A 16,666-nucleotide genomic window follows, 5' to 3' on the forward strand; every position below is an offset into this window, starting at 1 on the left:
TTCACCTCTCAAAAAAAAGTCTGCGGCCGGGTTCAATCAGGGATCCGCGGCAACAGATCAGGGGTATCCAGGATCGACTCCACCCCGTTGAACTTGCGGGTGGAGCGGTCGCGAGATGGTTTAATCCGTCTTCGGCATTTCGCCGGCAATCAGCCGCACCAGGAGAGCCTTCTGTGCATGGAGCCGATTCTCAGCCTGGTCCCAGACGATGCTCTGCGGCCCTTCCATCACCTCATCGGAGATCTCCTCGCCCCGGTGGGCAGGGAGGCAGTGCATCACGAGAGCATCGGGTGACGCCAGTTCAAGAAGGCGGGAGTCTATTGTATAGTTCTTGAGGGCCCGCAGGCGTTCCGCACGCTCCTGCTCATCGCCCATGGAGACCCAGATATCGGTGTAGAGGATGTCCGCATCCCTAACTGCGTCAGCAGGATCCGTGACGACGCTGACCCGGCTGCCCCGCGCCCGCGCCTGCTCGATGATCGCATCTTTTGGCTGGTAGCCCTTGGGGCTTGCGACCACAATCTCCATCCCGGTCAGGGACGAGGAGAGGATCCATGAGTTGCATACATTGTTGCCATCCCCGATCCAGGCGAGTTTTAAGTCGTGGAGGTCCCGGAACCGCTCGCTCAAGGTCATTATATCAGCCAGAACCTGACAGGGGTGCAGCCGGTCGGAGAGCCCGTTGATGACCGGGACAGTCGAGTAACGGGCGAACTCCTCGATGGTGGCGTGACTGTAGGCACGGATCATCACGGCATCGACATAGCGGGCAAGTACTCGTGCCGTATCCCGGAGTTCCTCACCACGCCCAAGCTGCATATCCTGCGGGTTCAGGAAGAGTGCATGGCCGCCGAGATCGGTCATCCCGACCTCGAACGAGACCCGGGTGCGGGTGGACGCCTTCTCAAAGATCATCGCAAGGCTTTTTCCTTTGAGATATTCGTGCGCGGTCCCTGAGCGCTTCAACCGCTTCAGGTGCTTTGCGTCGGCGATGATACTCTCCAGTTCGTCTTTGTCGATATCGATGATCGAAAGGAAGTCCCTTTTCATGCAATCTCCCTCATATGCTGGCACCGCTTCTCGAGGATCTCACGGGTGCCGATATCCCTGCGGTGGAAGACACGACCAACGACGGAGGATGCCGCCTTCTCGGCTATCGCCTCAGCCTCCTCAAGTGTATCGCCCCTCCCGACGAACGCGAGCGTCCGTGACGTCAGGGTGTAGAGCGTCCCGTCCCGCTCCTCAACATTTGCATAGTATAGGAGAGCGTCGCCGTAATCCCCGAGGGTGAGAGGCGCGCCTGTTACCGGGGCCGCCGGATAACCCTCGGGGACGAGGTATTTGCAGACCGTCGCTTTACGAGCAAACCGGACATCCGACGGCGAGAGGTTTCCCTCAGTAACATGATAGACGATCTCGGTGAAATCGGACTCAAGGAGGGAGAGAACGTTCATTGCCTCAGGATCTCCGAAACGGGCGTTGAACTCGATGACCTTAGGACCGTCGCGGGTGTTCATGAACTGGCCATAGAGGATCCCCTTGTACGGAGTCCCTTCGGCGCGCATGGCAGCGACTGTATCCTTCATAATCTGGAGTGCTTTCTCATAGTCGGACTGGGAGACGAAGGGGAGCATGTGGTCTGGCAGGGAGTATGATCCCATCCCGCCGGTATTTGGTCCCACATCCCCCTCGTATGCACGCTTGTGATCCTGCACGAGCGGCATGGGCACCAGGTGTTCGCCATCGACAAACGCCTGAAGGGTGAATTCCTCCCCGATGAGCCGCTCCTCAAGCACGACGTTTCCGCCGATCTCCCGGACGTACTCAATAGCACCCGCTGCATCGACGTGCTCGCCCATGATCCACACACCCTTCCCCCCGGTCAGGCCGATCGGCTTAATGGCGAGATCGCCGTTGTAGGTCTCGATGAACTGCCCAGCCTCCTCGGGGTCGTGGAAGACCTGGTATTCAGGACATCCCTCGATCCCGTGCCGCTCCATCAGCCGGCGACAGAACGCTTTATCGGTTTCAATCCGGGCCGCGGCACGCGTCGGTCCGAGAGACGGTATCCCTGCCGCCGCAAGACCATCGACGATACCTGCTTCAAGGGGCGCCTCTGGCCCGATGACCGCAACGTCAACCGCGTTCTCGGTGGCAAACCGTATTATCTCTTGAATATTGGTCTCTTTTTCAAGGAGCGTTCGCTCTGCAATCCGGAATATTCCCGGATTCTTGCGTGCCATAACAGAAAATATTCTCACGTCCCTGTTGCAGGAAAGCGCCCTGGTGATCGCATGCTCTCTGCCACCACCACCTACAACGAGTACTTTCATATCCATCATATTCGCCTGCTCGAAAAAAATGTTTATCCGTTCAGTAGCTCACTGACCCGCACAAGCGCCATAAGCGATACGCCAATTTCAGCAAGCGCCCTATCAGCGCCCGCTTCCCGGTCAACAACGGTCACCACCCGGTCGACATGGGCGCCTGCGGCACGCAGCGCTTCAATCCCATAGAGGGCGCTTCCTCCGGATGTGGTCACATCCTCAACGAGCAGTACGTTTTTGCCGCTCACGTCGCCGATGATCGTCCCGGCCTTGCCGTGATCCTTTTCCGTTTTCCTGATGATTGCGTAGGGTCGCCCGCTTGCAAGCGAGACGGCGACAGCAATCGGGACAGCACCGACGGCCACTCCAGCCACCGTATCAAACTCCTGATCTTTGGCAATGGCTTCTCCGATTGCTGCAAGAACCGTAGGATTTGTTGTTGCAGCTTTGATGTCGATGTAATAAGAACTTCTGGCTCCGGACGCGAGGACAAAGTCCCCGAACTCGATAGCCCTGCTCTCAATCAACAGTTTCGCGATTGGGTTTACCATGGTACGTCTTTAACTCCGATGTAGTAGCCGATAATGTTCACTATTCGGTGAAGCAGAGGTGTCATGATGATGATCCAGACTGCAATGGGTAAGGTAATATTCTCGAACAACCACTGGGGGTAAATCAGGAGGATGAGCAGAAAGGAACCGATAACTAAGTCATACTGATCGGCCAGGAACCAGGACTCGCCCCGCTCCTTGCCCAGCCTCCGCTTCAGGAAGCTCTTGGCAAGATCGCCAAGGAGCGCGCCTGACGAAAGCAGCGTAACGGAGAGGATGGTCTGGTGGGGAAGAGCTGTCAGGTCAAATGCTCTCCACGCCCAGATCTGTATGAGACCGACCAGCACCCCACAGAGTACACCGCCGAAGAATCCTCGGTAGGTCTTACCGTCGCCGAAGATTCGCCTGCCATCACCGCATGTCTTACCAAAGTCGATTGGGGTCCCGCCGCCGAAGACTGCAGCCGCTGAATTCGGCACATATGCCGGAAGCATAGCCCATAACGCCGCAAATAGCGCTATGACCCAGTATCCCATGTCCGTATTAACAATCGTCAATGTTCAGTATAATCAGTAAATATAAAGATTAAAGTGTCGAAGTATGAGATACGGAAAGATGGGCACGGTGAGAGAATGCTAATAAAAAAGACAAAGAGCCTCTGCCCAACATGTGGTCGCGTGCTCGACGCCGAGATTGTTGAGGAGGAGGGAAAGGTTTGGCTGGTCCGTACCTGCTCTGAGCACGGCATGTACCGGGCCCTCTACTGGTCGGACGCGGAGATGTACAAGCGATTCGACGCCTATGAGCGTATCGGGAAAGGACTTTTAAACCCGCAGACGACCACGTCCCCCGCAGGATGCCCTCACGACTGCGGTGTCTGTCAGAATCATCGGTCAACGACGTTGCTTGCAAACATTGACCTGACAAACCGGTGCAACCTCAATTGCGACTTTTGCTTTGCAAATGCCCGAGCATGTGGTTTCGTCTACGAGCCAACCTATGATCAGGTTGTCGGAATGCTCCGCATGCTGCGCGAGGAGAAACCCGTCCCCACACCAGCCGTCCAGTTCTCAGGCGGTGAACCGACGCTGCGTGAGGATCTCCCCGACCTCATCAGAAAGGCGAAAGAGATTGGGCTGTATCAGGTTCAGATCGCGACAAACGGTATTCGGCTTGCGCAAGAGCCTGATTACGCCAGAGTGTTGAAAGAGGCGGGACTCTCCACAGTCTACCTGCACTTTGACGGCATAACCAAAGAGACCAATACAAAGATCGCAAGCGACAAGCGTGCCATAGAAAATTGCGAAAAGATCGGTCTGGGAGTGGTGCTGGTGCCCACGGTCATCAAGGGCAGAAATGACCATGAGGTGGGCGACATCATCAGATATGCAGCAGAGCATATCAAGACCATCCGGGGTGTCAACTTCCAGCCGGTGGCGTTCACCGGGGCGGCGAGTGAGGATGACGTCAGGAAAGAGCGGATAACCATCCCGGAACTTACAGAGCGGATCGAGGAGCAGACAGGCGGCGTTATCAAGAAAGATTACTTCTATCCTGTGCCCTGTGTCGTCCCGATCTCCGAACTCGTTGAGGCATATACCGGCAAACCCCAGGTCACGTTCACCACGCACCAGCACTGCGGAGCAGCGACGTACGTCTTCGTCACTGATGAGGGAATGGTTCCGATTAACAAGATGGTGGATGTCGATGCCTTCTTTGAGTCGGTCGAGAAGATGAAGACGAAACTCTCGAAAGGCGGGTCGCTGAATAAGTATATGACCCTCGTCGAGGGCGTCAAGGATCTCTACAATTCAACGAGGAAGGCGGAACAGAAGAATACCGGGGAGTTCCTGAAACTGATCGGAAAGACGCTCGTGATGCAGAACTTCGAGGCCCTGCGAGAGTTCCACTGGAATGCCCTCTTCATCGGCACGATGCACTTCATGGACAACTACAACTACGACCTCTCCCGGGTGGAGCGCTGCTGTATCCACTACGCGACTCCAGACGGCCGTCTGATCCCGTTCTGCACATACAACAGTGGTCCCATCTACCGAGAAAAGGTCTGGAAAGCCTTCGCACAACCCCAGAAAGACGAGTAACACTCAAATAAACGCTGGGATGGGCTCGATGATCCTTCCCAGGACCGCTTTTTTTAGATTACAGGAGGCCGCTTCGTCGGCTGTTCCGGGCGTGGCGTGCTCAATCATAGGTGCCTTCAGGAAAAAGTTGCGAGTTTTGGTACCGGCTAGAGCAGCGCGCATATCACAAGACACAGATCGCCGATGACCACCCGGGGCCGGTGAGCGGACTTAACTGGCGCCAGTCAGGGGAACGGCAGTTCGTATCCGTCCTCCTCCCGCACGACGAGAGCAGCGATGGCGAGGTCCTGTATGGCAAGCCCTGTGGAATCGAATATCGTGATCGCTTCAGGAGACGACCGCCCAATCTTTCCGATAACCACCTCGCCGAGGGTTCCCGCAATCTGCGCCGCATTGTAGATCCCGGTGCTGATCGGGACGTTCACTTCTCCAGAGTGAACCGCCTGACCGAGATCGTCAACGAAAACCTCAGATTTTAGCAGGAGCGCAGGATCCAGCTCCTGTTTGCCGGGAGCATCCGCGCCGATGGCATTGATATGCGTCCCCTCGCGGATCCAGTCGGCTTTCACGATCGGTTTGGTCGACGGTGTCGTCGTAAATAGCACGTCGCAGTCACAGGCGCGCTCAATCGAGACGGCACGAGCATTGTATTCGGAATATTTGGTAGCAAACGCTTCTGCACTCTTCTCCGTCTGACTCCAGACCAGGATCTCCTCGATCTTGAGCGCTGCAGCCGTCGCATCGACAAGCGCCTCCGCCTGCCGTCCGGCTCCGATGACGCCCAGGCTGACGGAATCCCAGGGTGAGAGGTGCTTTGCCGCGACAGCTCCCGCCGCCCCGGTACGCATTGCCGTAAGTTCGGTGGCGTTGACAAGCGCCTTCGGCATACCGGTCTCCACGTCGATGAGCACCGTGAGCGCCATCACGGTAGGAAGTCCTCGCGCCCGGTTGTGCGGGTGAACGTTGACGATCTTGACTCCGGCAATTCCGAGCGCAGGAAGGTAGGCCGGCATCGTCCTAAAGTCCCCCCTCTCAACAAACGTCACGTAGACCTTAGGCGGCATCTGAACGTTACCTCTCCCGTGCTCAGCAAAAACCGCTTCAATTGCCAGATTTACTGCGGGGTACGGCGGATATCCAGACTGAACCGGGTAGTACTTCATTTCGCGATCACCTCGCGGCAAGGTGGCCAAATCCTCCATCCGGGATGGGTTGCCGCAGGTAGAGATTGCGGTGCGGTAGAGAGATGCATAGAGATCCTCTCCATACTCCGGGATGATTAACCTGGATGCAAAAAAGTCTAATGTGGGGGAGGAACCCCAAACACAATCGTCAGATTCGCCCGCCCTGCACGCCCCGTATCGAGAGCCGGATCAAGCCCAGGTTGGCGTCAGGCTCTGCGAGTATGCAGAGGGCAAGATCCCCGTAGGGTGCGATGATAAGTTTCCCTGCTGGGGTCTCAAGGATCATCTGCGATAGGTGCCCCATCTCCATATCGCCGGTTATCCGGGTGCCGGCCCGAAGCAAGTCCTCGGCGATCGCAGCCACCTGCTCAAAGTCGGCAGAGCCGAGCGACTGAAGGGGAAATCCCTCGTGAAAGACCGAGACGGCAACGACACCCGGCTGACGTGCGATCTGCTCAAGACCGTCCCTGCTCATCGGCCCGGAACCGGGAAGGGGCATGAGATCATTCCTGTTGACCATATACCCCATCTCTCGCGAGGTGGCCCGGGCAACCTCGATCTCTCTTGCGGTATACGCGATGAGTTCGTAATCAAGGGACGTCTGGCTGATCAGGTGCCTGTAGGCATCGTCTCCACCGAGCGACAGATCGCCGTCGGCGCTCTCAAATGCCGCCGCATACGGGTTTCCATCCTCTGTCAGGATAAAGCCGGTCCCGGAGGGGCCATCAATTCGCACCGCTCCCGTGAAGTGAGGATTGATGGAGGCAAGGGCCGAAAGAGGCCCTTGTATCCGCCCGAGTGAGACGCCATCGGGTAGCATCGTCTCACAGTGCAGCGATGATACGATCCTTATTCTTCTTCAGCTCGTATCGGATCCGCCCGACATTGACGTTCGCATTCGCCACGATGGCGATCAATTCGTCCTCAGTGAGCGGAGCGAGGAGGATGGGTCCGTTCTCCAGTTCGATGAGCATCTGGTGCATCTCCCCTTTGCCGAGTTCGTTGCTCATCGCTTCGGAAGTACCCATGCCGGTCGAGGCCATGGCGCCCAGGGCCTCGACATCCACGTCCCCGGCAACGACACTCTCGATCACAAAACCGTCCCGCCCAGCTACGACTGCGGCGGTAACGCCATCAAGTCTTAAGAATTCACTCAGGATCTGTTTTAACATTCTTTCACCTCACGTTCGTCTGACGCATTCGATCCGGAGAGGCATACGCCCGATCGCATGGGTTGCGCATGAGATACAGGGGTCATACGCCCTGATGATCATCTCGATGCGGTTTGCGGCTCCTTCGGTCAGTGCTCCGTTCTCCACCACCCGGCGTGCCATATCCTCCACACCGCGGTCGATCGCGTAGTTGTTCTGGCAGGTCGCTACAATGAGATTGCACCGCTCTATGATGCCGGCCTCGTTGACGGTATAGTCGTGGATCAGGGTCCCCCGTGGAGCCTCGATGATCCCGACGCCCCGCCTGTTCACGACCCCTCCTACCGGAGTCCGGGTATCCGATGCAGTGATACCGGGGTCCGAGAGCAGTTCCACCGCCCGCTCGCACGAAGCAACGAACTCAATGTAGCGAGCCAGATGATAGGCGAGCGCAGCCTGGGTGACGGCGCCAAACCGCTCACGATATTCTTTGAGGGCGGCATCAGCGTGCTCTGTGCCCATCCTCTCGACGATGTTGAGCCGGGCGAGCGGCCCGACCCGGTAGTAGTCACCGCCCTTGAACCGGGCGAACTTCAGGTACGACCAGTCCTCCGAATACTCCTCGATGAAGTTCGGATACTCCTCGCCGAAGAACGAACCGATCCTCCCCCCATCGGGCCCGAGCATCGCGACGGGCCCTTCGTAGGTTGAGTGAAGGCCGTGTTTGCTCATACCCATAAACCCGGTCCTGACAGCACCGATCTCCGTATCGACGCCGTCAAGGAGGGTGCGGGCGATATCCCAGCCTTCAAGGGCGATTTCGAGCGCCTCTTTAGCCATGCCAGCCAGTTCCGCCCTCTTGCCCTCGGTGAGCGGTGCCGACATCCCTCCTGGAATAGCATTTGCCGGGTGGATGGGCTTGCCGCCGACGCCCTCCGTCAGGCGCTGGCCGAACTTCCGGACCGCGATTGCCTTCTTCGCAAGTTCCGGCGACTGACGGGCCAGCCCGATGACGTTCCTGCTCTCCACCGGGGCGTCGTAGCCCAGGATGAAGTCCGGGGCGGCGAGCATGAAGAAGTGAAGCGCATGAGAGTGGACGAACTGGCCGATGTTGAGGAGCTCGCGGAGCTTCTTCCCGGTCGCGGGCGGCTCCACGCCGAAGATCTGATCGGTCGCTTTCGCCGCCGCCAGGTGATGCGCCGACGGGCATATGCCGCAGATGCGGGGGGTGATCCGGGGGGCCTCCTCGATTGCAGCGCCGATGAGGAACTTCTCAAACCCTCTGAGCTCGACGACCTGGAAGTGAGCCGAATCAACCTCTCCCTGGTCGTTGAGGAAGATCTTCACACCGGCGTGCCCCTCGATCCGGGTCACCGGGCTGATCGTGATCTCTTTCATACGCTCCTCTCCTTAACGAGGTCCCGTATCTTTGAGTTCTCTTTGTCCTCCATGATCAGGCTCCCGATGGTGAAGGCATACATCGTATGGGCAACATCGTAGAGTTCCTTCTCCACCTCTTTTGCAGGCTTATCGGTGAGATCCGATATCCTGCGCACCATCATGCTGTAGATATCCCGGCAGGGTTCGCGGAGAATATCGAGCGACGGTCCGTTGCACCCATGGCATGGGACGTTGTTCTTCGGGCACGCCGCGGAACACCTCCCGAAGGTGACGCTCCCTAGGCACAAGTAGCCCTGTCCGAGGAGACAGTGCTCGCGGTCGGGAATACCCTCGTGTCGCCGCGAAAGCTTCCAGCCCTCGACCGGCCCCATGATCCGGTCACACTCGGAGCAGACGGACTTGCGCGAGAGTTCAAGGGTGTCCCCCTTGATCATCGCCGGGATGATCTGCTTTAAGAAGGCCTCTTTTGGCGGGCAGCCCGTGATATAGTAGTCAACCTTCACGAGGTCGCCCACCGCAAACGCCCGGTAAAGGAACGGCGGCACATCCGTAGGGATAGCGCCGTTAGGTTTCACCGTATCCACACCCTGGTAGACGCAGGAGAAGAGGTCCTCGTTTGAGTTCAGCATTGAGAGACCCGATATGCCGCCATAGCAGGCGCAGGTCCCAAACGCCACCAGCGTCTTTGCCCGCCTCCGGATCCTCTCGAGGTGTTCCTGGTTCTCCGCGTTTCGGACAGCGCCGGTCACGAATGCTATGTCAATACCCTCAGGTGGCTCTTTTACATCCATGATCACCGGAGAGTAGACGATGTCAGCGTCCTTGACGATGTCAAGGAGCATCTCGTGGAGATCGAGCACTGCAATCGTGCATCCCGAGCAGCCTGCCAGCTCCTCAATAGCAATTTTCATCCTTCCACCTCATTTTAAAATCAGTTTCTTTAAGCAGGCATTCGGACCGGTATGAACGATCTCTAACTTGGCTCTCCTGCCGGTGATCTCCTCGATTGCGCCGACGACGTAGCCAAAGAGCGTCTGGCAGAGCGGACCGCCCTGATCGAGGCCGTTGCGCCGGAGAGTCTGGCGGACGATGCAGTCGTGGAAGACGAGATAGATGAACGTCTCTCCGTTCTCTTCGATGATGAACGTCTCCTTATCTTCGGGCTTCCAGATCTCAAAGGAGTACTGGCCCCGCAGCAGGTCGGAGAGTTCATGGAGCGCTCCCTCCACGTCATCGCGTTTCTGGAAGTACTTGGCCACCTCATGGCCGAACTTCTTCCCGGCACGATAGGTGACTGCGTTCGCTCCTCGCCCTGCGATCTCTTCCAGCGACCGGATCACAAGACCGTTGAGTTTCATCACGCCGTGAAGCGTCTGTTCCAGGTCCTTCGGCCGCGGCGAGCACTCAAGCGGGATCTCCTCGGCACGATAGACGAGATCGGAGTGAAAAGCCTCGTGCAGCTCATCGACGTAGCCTGCACTCATCAGATCACCTTCCGAAGCATCTCGCAGACTTTGATGTCGATATAGTGCCTTCGAGCCGGGTAGATGCCCCGATGCTCGAGTGCCTGGGCAGGGCAGATCTCGTGGCAGGACAGGCACCCCATACAGTTATTCGGCCTGACCGGAACACTCACATTGTTCAGGAGTTCGTACACATGCATCGGGCAATCTTTGACGCAAAGACCGCACCCGACGCATGCGTCCTTATCCACACGTATATCCATTTGTGCGCCTCTGAAAGTGTGGTTATCGCTTCCGATATTAAAACATGGTTATATATGATTTATTCCATTTAGTAAACAAATTTTCCATGCAGAATATGTAATTTCATCAATTTTTATCGATTTTTTCTGATATTCAGTTCTGATAAAAATTTATTTCAAAATGATTGAACCGCTTCCCTGATACAGATGGAAGCGACTCGTTACTTCGCCCTAAAGAGAGCCCGGGCGAGCCGATCAACAAACCCCTCACGTGGCGCTGGCACCTCCTCTTCGACGTACTCAATGCCGGCGATATCGGCGGCGATCCGCTTGAAAGCCCGTGACGCATCAGAATTTGGATATTTCACCACGATCGGCGACCTGCCGGCCGAGGCACGTCGAACGTTTCCGTCTTCCGGTATGATCCCGATCACCCGTACACCGAGGAGTTTCTCCATCTGTGCACGATTGAATTCGTCCCCGCCCCCGGCGACCCGGTTGACGATCACTCCCTGGACGTGCCCACCGACAGTCTCGGTTAGGATCTTCGTCTTTAACGAGTCGACAATTGAGGAGATCTCGGGGTTTATAACGAGGATCACCCCGTCGGCGATCGTCAGCGGGATGACGCCGTCTCTGCTGATCCCCGCAGGAGCATCCAGGATGAGAACATCGAACTCACTCACGAGGTCGGTCATGACATCTTTTAGCCGGTCTGGATTTGATTGCTGAAAGCCCTGCAGAGAGAGGCCGCATGGGACCACCTTCACACCAAACGGCCCGTCGTAGATGGCATCTCTGATGCGTGCTTTTCCAGCCAGCACCTCGTGCAGAGTCACCGGCAGGTGCTCAAGTCCTAGAATGAGGCCGAGATTTGCCATCCCTACATCAGCATCCAGGATACATGTCCTCTTCCCATATTGGGCAAGCATCGGTCCCAGATTGGCTGTGACCGTCGTTTTGCCGGTCCCACCTTTACCGGACGCAATTGTATATACTTTTACCATAGAATCACTCGTTGGCTTTGAGTTCTCCAATTCTGATGACCTACACCCAGCGCTGTAAGGCGTCGCGGGCGTCTTGTTTGAGTGCGCTCATCAAATCGGCAGGGAGGCGCTCCGAAGGACGAGCGATCCCGATCACCTTCTCTCCCCGGTGTGGGATGTCAAAAAGTTCCGCTCCGGTCTCATCGCGAAGCGTTCCCTGCGTGTAAAGATAACTATACTGTGCGGCCTCGTCCTGTGCTCCAGACCTCGTTGAACCGATGAGGAGGCCGTCTGAGGTTGCCAGCGTTAAGGAGGCAAGGCGATACTTTTCACCGATCGCCCTCAGGTGTTCCTCCAGGCTTCCAATCGCCTTGGGATCGAACTCTTTTTGGGTCCGGGCGGGCGCTTGCGCCGGTTGCGCAAACGTCGCTTTACCACTTGCGGCGATTCTTTGTTGTTCGCCGGCGAGCGCCCGATCAATTCTTTGAAGGAAGTAAAGAATGCCGGCGAATCCAACTATCATCACTGCTGTAATGATCGTGAGGATTACCTGGATGATGCCTATCGGATCCATTCAGTCTTCATCTCCTGCCAAATCTTCATGTGTCTTTGTCCTGGATGAGGTGATCGAGGTGAATTTTCCGGAGAATATCCTTGCAGTTCACCCTGAAATCGCTGACGAGCTGGTCAATGTCTAGGCTCTCCATGTCCTGCATGAGCATGCTGATCTCATCGCTCTCAGGTTGAGGGTCCTTCGCCTCTTTTACGGGTTTTAATCCCGGCGTGGGGATACCGCGTCTCTCAACGAGCGGCTCCGGGCGACGTTTTGGCATGGAAGGCATATCAACTCTCCCTGGCCCCATCTGAGACTTCATCCTCACGGACCTGCCTTTAGACGGCGGGGTTTCCAGATCTTTACCGCTATCAGCGACTGCAAACGGTTTGTTGAACTCCAGAGCAAGTTGAATCTGCTCGGGTGTCAGGGTGTTCAATTCAGCCGCTGCTTCGCTATCTCCGTCCTCTAACGCCATATCAAGTGCATGCTGCCCTTTCAGGCCCCCGTATTCGGCAAGCACCACTTGACCTTCATTCAGCACCAGGATGAGACTCTTACTGCCAAGGACGATTGTGCAGATCCCGGTGAACCGTTCTGAGCCCATCTCTTCTATCAGGGCACGGGATTTCGTGGACTTGAGAAGACGATGGAACCGACCTCGTGGCAGTTGCATAAAGACTTCTTCAGCTCAGTGCTATTAACATATATCATATTATTTATAGATTTCTATATTGTTATGATGTGTATATCGCTTATAGTTACATTTAAACGTATTAAGAAACGTTGTCTACCGGATCAGCCCAATCCCGCAGGATCATTTCTATCTCTTGCCTGGCAACCTCGATCGCTGCTTTGACTGCCTGGTCCATCTCCTGACTGAATGCGCGGATCTCGCCCACCTCAATCCCAACCACCACAATCTCTGCGACATACCCGAGTTCACGGGCTATTGCTACCACCTCTCCAATCCCGATATCATGGAGCGCGCATATCGGAAGATCCCAGGACGGCGGCACCTTGAGGACACGGACATCGCCAATATGGTCGCCGATACCCTGCATTGCATCGACAATCACGACCTTCTCGTATCCTTCCATCAGAGGGATCAAGCCCATTCCCCCGGATCCACCATCGATGGCGTCGATACCGGCAGCATCTCTCCCTTCAAAGTATTGCATCACCAGAATTCCTGCTCCGTCATCTCCCATGAAGGGGTTTCCACATCCTATGATGGCAATCCGGTTCTTTTTCATAATCTTCGCCCCTATCGATTATATCCAGTAAGGTTCAAAATGATACTGAAGAGACCTTTGACTGTGAGCTGTGGTCCCGGGAGCAGGATGTGAAGCGTATGATCCACATCGTACCAAAACCGACCGATACGCCGGAAGATAACTCGACCGGTGCTGTTATGCGGGAACTGGAGAAAGCCGGTGCGCGATACCGTGTCCTCAATCTCGACGCAATCGATCCCCTTGATACGGGGATTCAGGACGAACTTATATGGGTCTGCGGAATCCGCCAGGATGGTCACCAATTCGAGACGCTAAACGTGCTCTCGCTCGATAATCGCGTGGTCAACACGCCCGAGAGTATTGTTACCTGCGCATCGAAGGTGATGACGTCTGCCCTTCTTCTGCGCCATGGGATAAGAACGCCGGAGACCGCATACATACGCTCGGAGGAACAGGCGCAAAAATTCCTTCTGCGGCATGGAAAAGTGGTGTATAAGCCGGTTTATGGGTATGACGGGAATGGGATCCGGCTCGTGACGACGCCGGACGATCTCGGGCCGGGGCCCTGGTATTTACAGGAGTACATTCCCAATGACCGGGACTTCCGCGTTTTTGTCCTCGGGGGAGAGGCCGTTGGCGCAATAACCAGGGTATCCGATAGCCTGACGCACAATATTCACCAGGGCGGGATCGGCACACCTGTTCCGATCGATGAGGAGATGCGCACCGTTGCTGAGGCTTCGGCATCGGCAATCGGGATTGACTACTGTGGTGTTGATCTGCTGCGGGACAGGGAGGGCTATACGGTTCTTGAAGTGAACGGGACGCCGAACTGGCACTGCATGGCCGCACCCATCCCGAGCCTGCTCGCCGCGTACCTCATCCAATGTGAGCGCACGATGCGGGCCTGAGGAGAGCAGGGAAGGGGAAGACCCCTACCCAAACTTCGCAGCGGCACCACGTGGGTACCGGAAACTCTTACTGGAGATACTCGATCTCTTTGAGAGTCTTCTCTGCAAGTTCCTTCATCCGGGCAGAGATCCTCCCGGATGACGAGAACTCCACATCCTTCATGGCGTTCGCAAGTTCCGTTCTGAGCACGAATATTGCATATTTATGTTCCATTTTGCTTTTATGCACCTGAGACGGCTCAATCTTCAGCGCATAATACTGCGAGAATTTTAACTCTGGATTCGTCATCTCAAAAAAATCCTTAATCTCTGTAAGAATCCCATGTAAGGCTATTAACTCATCCTTGTGCATATTCTCTCCCGGAAATAAAAATAGTGAATATAAACATATATAAATTTGCACCCCAGATAATCCCAGTCTGATATATAGATCTATCTATTCGCTTCCTCCACGAGGATCTTCAAGGTAAACAGAGACACTCGGGGGTATGCTCTCGATGGACAGGGGAGGCATCGGTCTTGCCCCCAACAGATACGTTCCATCAACTGGGCAGCATCGCGCAATCGGCTGCAACCTGCCGCGTGAACATTTCAAAAAATATGTGGCCGGTATCCGGCGCGTCAGCAGTCATCTTGGGCACGGCACAATAAGATGAGGGGCTTGTTATGAACTTTGGAATGCCGTGCCGTCACCGGGTCCGGATCCCGGTTTTGGCGAAGTCCTTCACCCGATCTTTATAAGCCTGATGGAGAGTGGGCGTTTTATAATCCCTTTAAAGTCCCGGGCCGCCACAAACTCAAGGTTTTTCCCTCCGATCTGATCCAGAAGTTTCTGATCGACAATACGATCGACGATCAGCCCCTCAACATCGCCATTTATGGTCTGAAGTGCGCCTTCAAGGTCGGCTGCCTTTGATTCTTGAAGGATGGTATAATCTGGTGAGAGGAAACGCGCGATCTTTTTGTCCCGCACATCGACCATATGTTCACCGAGTGTCGAGGGCGGTTTACGGCCCCCTTCACCCGTATCTTTCTGCTGCTCTGCGGAGATCTCGTCCTCCATCAACTCAGAGACTGGGGCGGGCAACCGCTCTGCCGCCCCCTCGCTGAGGGTATGCTCGGCGATGACCTCCACGGGCACCTTGTTCCTGAGCGCCTTGACAATCTCCTTGCGGCTCATCTCCTCGACGCTCTTCCCCCGTGGGCAGTATGCTACAAAATCGATCTCAGCGACCTGAAGAAGCTCGCGCAGGATCAATTCGCCGCCTCGATCGCCATCAAGCAGGGCCGTCGCAGTCTTCTGTGAGCAAAGATCGATGATGATGCGCGGGATGTTGGTGCCCTCGACCGCAACTGCATTCTTGATACCGTAGCGGAGCAGGTTGATGACATCGGCCCGCCCCTCAACAAGGATGATGGCATCGGATTCCATGACGTTTGGGCCAGCATGCACCCGTTCCTCACCGAGGTACTCGAGTTTCTCTATTCTGATGACCTCCCTGACCTCATCCAGCAGGTCATCACTGTTGATGGTGCCCTCATCAAAGTCCTCAAGGAGGAGTTCTTTCGCACGTTCAACGATCTTGCGCCGTTTAGTCACACGGATATCCTCGATCCGGTCGACTTTGACGTGTGCAGTACATGGCCCGACCCGGTCAATCATCTCAAGTGAAGCGGCAAGGAGAGCTGTCTCGGCTCGGTCGAGCGATGATGAGATGAGTATCTCACCTTTTGTCTCACCTCTTCTTGTAGTGATCTGGACGTCGATCCTGCCGACACGTCCGGTTCTTTGTAAATCACGCAGATCGAGGTCTTCGCCGAGCAAACCCTCAGTCTGGCCGAAGATGGCGCCCACTACGTCAGGTTTGTCGACCACCCCCTCAATCTGCAGAGTAAGATGAATAAGATACTTCGTGGTTTCGGATGAATACATGGGAATGTTGCCCCTTTCGTGTAAGTCTGATCGCCATACGCCGTGCAGATATACTATGCGCGGGCATAGGGGGTCAATTATATATCTAGGGTTCAATTACTTAAACCAGATGGCATCACAAGCATAAGATATTTCCAAGGCAAAAGCCAATGTGAGTGCCTATATGTCCGATTTTCGAAAATCTTTCCCATTATAAATTCTTAAAGAGTGCCTACCCCAATATAGGTCGGATTTTTGCCTGTAGGGTCAGGGATTGGAAGCGGAAAGGATTTTGAGGATACGAGATCGCGGTATGCCAGCAATGGCCACAGTCTTTGATGAGGATGTATGCCCCGCAATTATGCTCACATCAGTGCGAGGGACGCCGAATGTCTCTGCTACGAGGTCGATGATAGCACGGTTCGCCTTCCCGCCGACGGCAGGGGCTGTCACCTGGCAGCGGATGCTCTTCCTCCATTCATTATAACCTGCTGGAAAAGACTGTTTTTTTGCGCCAGCCGTAACATCGAGAGCTATAGTCACGCCATGCGCGGTTTCCGTAACGGCGTCGGCATAGGGATCCATAAGAAAAGACCTCCTGAAATCAGGAATGTCGCCTGACACTAACGATCCCGGATCACAGGC

20 protein-coding genes are annotated in these 16,666 nt (G+C 55.7%); 2 read left to right on the forward strand and 18 right to left on the reverse strand.

What is annotated here, in order from left to right; genetic code table 11:
* Positions 1 to 120: 120 nt before the first annotated feature.
* From argF to MCUTH_RS01220, 4 genes are read right to left on the reverse strand one after another with little or no spacing between them, the layout of a single operon-like run.
* Positions 121 to 1,050, reverse strand: coding sequence for an ornithine carbamoyltransferase (gene argF / locus MCUTH_RS01205; RefSeq protein ID WP_066954290.1), 930 nt, complete (start codon positions 1,048 to 1,050; stop codon positions 121 to 123).
* Positions 1,047 to 2,339, reverse strand: a complete 1,293-nt coding sequence (gene purD, locus MCUTH_RS01210) for a phosphoribosylamine--glycine ligase (RefSeq protein WP_066954702.1) — start codon at positions 2,337 to 2,339, stop codon at positions 1,047 to 1,049. The genes argF and purD overlap by 4 nt, the downstream gene beginning before the upstream one ends.
* A gap of 26 nt (positions 2,340 to 2,365) precedes the next feature.
* A complete protein-coding gene (gene pyrE, locus MCUTH_RS01215; RefSeq protein WP_066954293.1) occupies positions 2,366 to 2,878 on the reverse strand; it encodes an orotate phosphoribosyltransferase in 513 nt (170 codons plus the stop codon).
* Entirely contained in the window at positions 2,872 to 3,372 is a 501-nt protein-coding gene (locus MCUTH_RS01220) for a CDP-2,3-bis-(O-geranylgeranyl)-sn-glycerol synthase (protein ID WP_066954706.1), read from the reverse strand. Before MCUTH_RS01220 ends, pyrE begins: the two co-directional genes overlap by 7 nt.
* 138 nt (positions 3,373 to 3,510) lie before the next feature.
* Between MCUTH_RS01220 and tes the strand changes: the two genes are divergently transcribed.
* Positions 3,511 to 4,980, forward strand: coding sequence for a tetraether lipid synthase Tes (gene tes / locus MCUTH_RS01225; RefSeq protein WP_066954296.1), 1,470 nt, complete (start codon positions 3,511 to 3,513; stop codon positions 4,978 to 4,980).
* A gap of 224 nt (positions 4,981 to 5,204) precedes the next feature.
* Here the strand turns inward: tes and MCUTH_RS01230 are convergent, their stop codons facing one another.
* The 11 genes from MCUTH_RS01230 to MCUTH_RS01280 all read right to left on the reverse strand — a co-directional run bounded on the left by MCUTH_RS01230 (position 5,205) and on the right by MCUTH_RS01280 (position 13,216).
* Positions 5,205 to 6,143: an ornithine cyclodeaminase family protein gene (locus tag MCUTH_RS01230; RefSeq protein ID WP_066954299.1), complete on the reverse strand. Its 939-nt coding sequence runs from the start codon at positions 6,141 to 6,143 to the stop codon at positions 5,205 to 5,207.
* A 169-nt stretch (positions 6,144 to 6,312) separates the two neighbouring features.
* Positions 6,313 to 6,984 (reverse strand): roadblock/LC7 domain-containing protein, encoded by a 672-nt coding sequence (locus MCUTH_RS01235; RefSeq protein ID WP_066954302.1) that lies wholly within the window; start codon positions 6,982 to 6,984, stop codon positions 6,313 to 6,315.
* 4 nt (positions 6,985 to 6,988) lie between these two features.
* Positions 6,989 to 7,336: a roadblock/LC7 domain-containing protein gene (locus tag MCUTH_RS01240; RefSeq protein ID WP_066954305.1), complete on the reverse strand. Its 348-nt coding sequence runs from the start codon at positions 7,334 to 7,336 to the stop codon at positions 6,989 to 6,991.
* A 9-nt stretch (positions 7,337 to 7,345) separates the two neighbouring features.
* A complete protein-coding gene (locus MCUTH_RS01245) occupies positions 7,346 to 8,713 on the reverse strand; it encodes a Ni/Fe hydrogenase subunit alpha (RefSeq protein ID WP_066954307.1) in 1,368 nt (455 codons plus the stop codon).
* Entirely contained in the window at positions 8,710 to 9,627 is a 918-nt protein-coding gene (locus tag MCUTH_RS01250; protein ID WP_066954310.1) for an NADH-quinone oxidoreductase subunit B family protein, read from the reverse strand. Before MCUTH_RS01250 ends, MCUTH_RS01245 begins: the two co-directional genes overlap by 4 nt.
* A 9-nt stretch (positions 9,628 to 9,636) precedes the next feature.
* Positions 9,637 to 10,200: a hydrocarbon binding protein (contains V4R domain) gene (locus tag MCUTH_RS01255; protein WP_066954313.1), complete on the reverse strand. Its 564-nt coding sequence runs from the start codon at positions 10,198 to 10,200 to the stop codon at positions 9,637 to 9,639.
* A complete protein-coding gene (locus MCUTH_RS01260) occupies positions 10,200 to 10,442 on the reverse strand; it encodes a 4Fe-4S dicluster domain-containing protein (protein ID WP_066954316.1) in 243 nt (80 codons plus the stop codon). The genes MCUTH_RS01255 and MCUTH_RS01260 overlap by 1 nt, the downstream gene beginning before the upstream one ends.
* Before the next feature lie 200 nt (positions 10,443 to 10,642).
* Positions 10,643 to 11,428, reverse strand: a complete 786-nt coding sequence (gene minD / locus MCUTH_RS01265) for a cell division ATPase MinD (RefSeq protein WP_066954319.1) — start codon at positions 11,426 to 11,428, stop codon at positions 10,643 to 10,645.
* A gap of 40 nt (positions 11,429 to 11,468) precedes the next feature.
* The gene (locus tag MCUTH_RS01270) at positions 11,469 to 11,981 is read right to left on the reverse strand and encodes a hypothetical protein (RefSeq protein ID WP_066954321.1); all 513 of its coding nucleotides are present in this window, start codon (positions 11,979 to 11,981) and stop codon (positions 11,469 to 11,471) included.
* Positions 11,982 to 12,006: 25 nt separating this feature from the next.
* A complete protein-coding gene (locus MCUTH_RS01275) occupies positions 12,007 to 12,567 on the reverse strand; it encodes a hypothetical protein (RefSeq protein WP_224732752.1) in 561 nt (186 codons plus the stop codon).
* 169 nt (positions 12,568 to 12,736) lie between these two features.
* On the reverse strand, positions 12,737 to 13,216 hold the full coding sequence (locus tag MCUTH_RS01280) for a hydrogenase maturation protease (protein ID WP_066954327.1): 480 nt from the start codon (positions 13,214 to 13,216) through the stop codon (positions 12,737 to 12,739).
* A 98-nt stretch (positions 13,217 to 13,314) separates the two neighbouring features.
* Here MCUTH_RS01280 and MCUTH_RS01285 point away from each other — a divergent pair, with 98 nt between their 5' ends.
* Positions 13,315 to 14,109 (forward strand): ATP-grasp domain-containing protein, encoded by a 795-nt coding sequence (locus MCUTH_RS01285; RefSeq protein ID WP_066954330.1) that lies wholly within the window; start codon positions 13,315 to 13,317, stop codon positions 14,107 to 14,109.
* Positions 14,110 to 14,176: 67 nt separating this feature from the next.
* On the opposite strand, the gene MCUTH_RS01290 is transcribed toward MCUTH_RS01285, so the two are convergent.
* From MCUTH_RS01290 to MCUTH_RS01300, 3 genes are all read right to left on the reverse strand, one after another.
* Positions 14,177 to 14,461 (reverse strand): UPF0058 family protein, encoded by a 285-nt coding sequence (locus MCUTH_RS01290; RefSeq protein WP_066954334.1) that lies wholly within the window; start codon positions 14,459 to 14,461, stop codon positions 14,177 to 14,179.
* A 372-nt stretch (positions 14,462 to 14,833) separates the two neighbouring features.
* On the reverse strand, positions 14,834 to 16,042 hold the full coding sequence (gene dnaG, locus MCUTH_RS01295; protein ID WP_066954337.1) for a DNA primase DnaG: 1,209 nt from the start codon (positions 16,040 to 16,042) through the stop codon (positions 14,834 to 14,836).
* Positions 16,043 to 16,288: 246 nt separating this feature from the next.
* Positions 16,289 to 16,606 carry a DUF167 domain-containing protein gene (locus tag MCUTH_RS01300; protein ID WP_066954340.1) on the reverse strand — a complete coding sequence of 106 codons (318 nt, stop codon included), beginning with the start codon at positions 16,604 to 16,606 and terminating at the stop codon, positions 16,289 to 16,291.
* Positions 16,607 to 16,666 lie beyond the last annotated feature (60 nt).

The organism is Methanoculleus thermophilus, assembly GCF_001571405.1.
Classification (GTDB): domain Archaea; phylum Halobacteriota; class Methanomicrobia; order Methanomicrobiales; family Methanoculleaceae; genus Methanoculleus; species Methanoculleus thermophilus.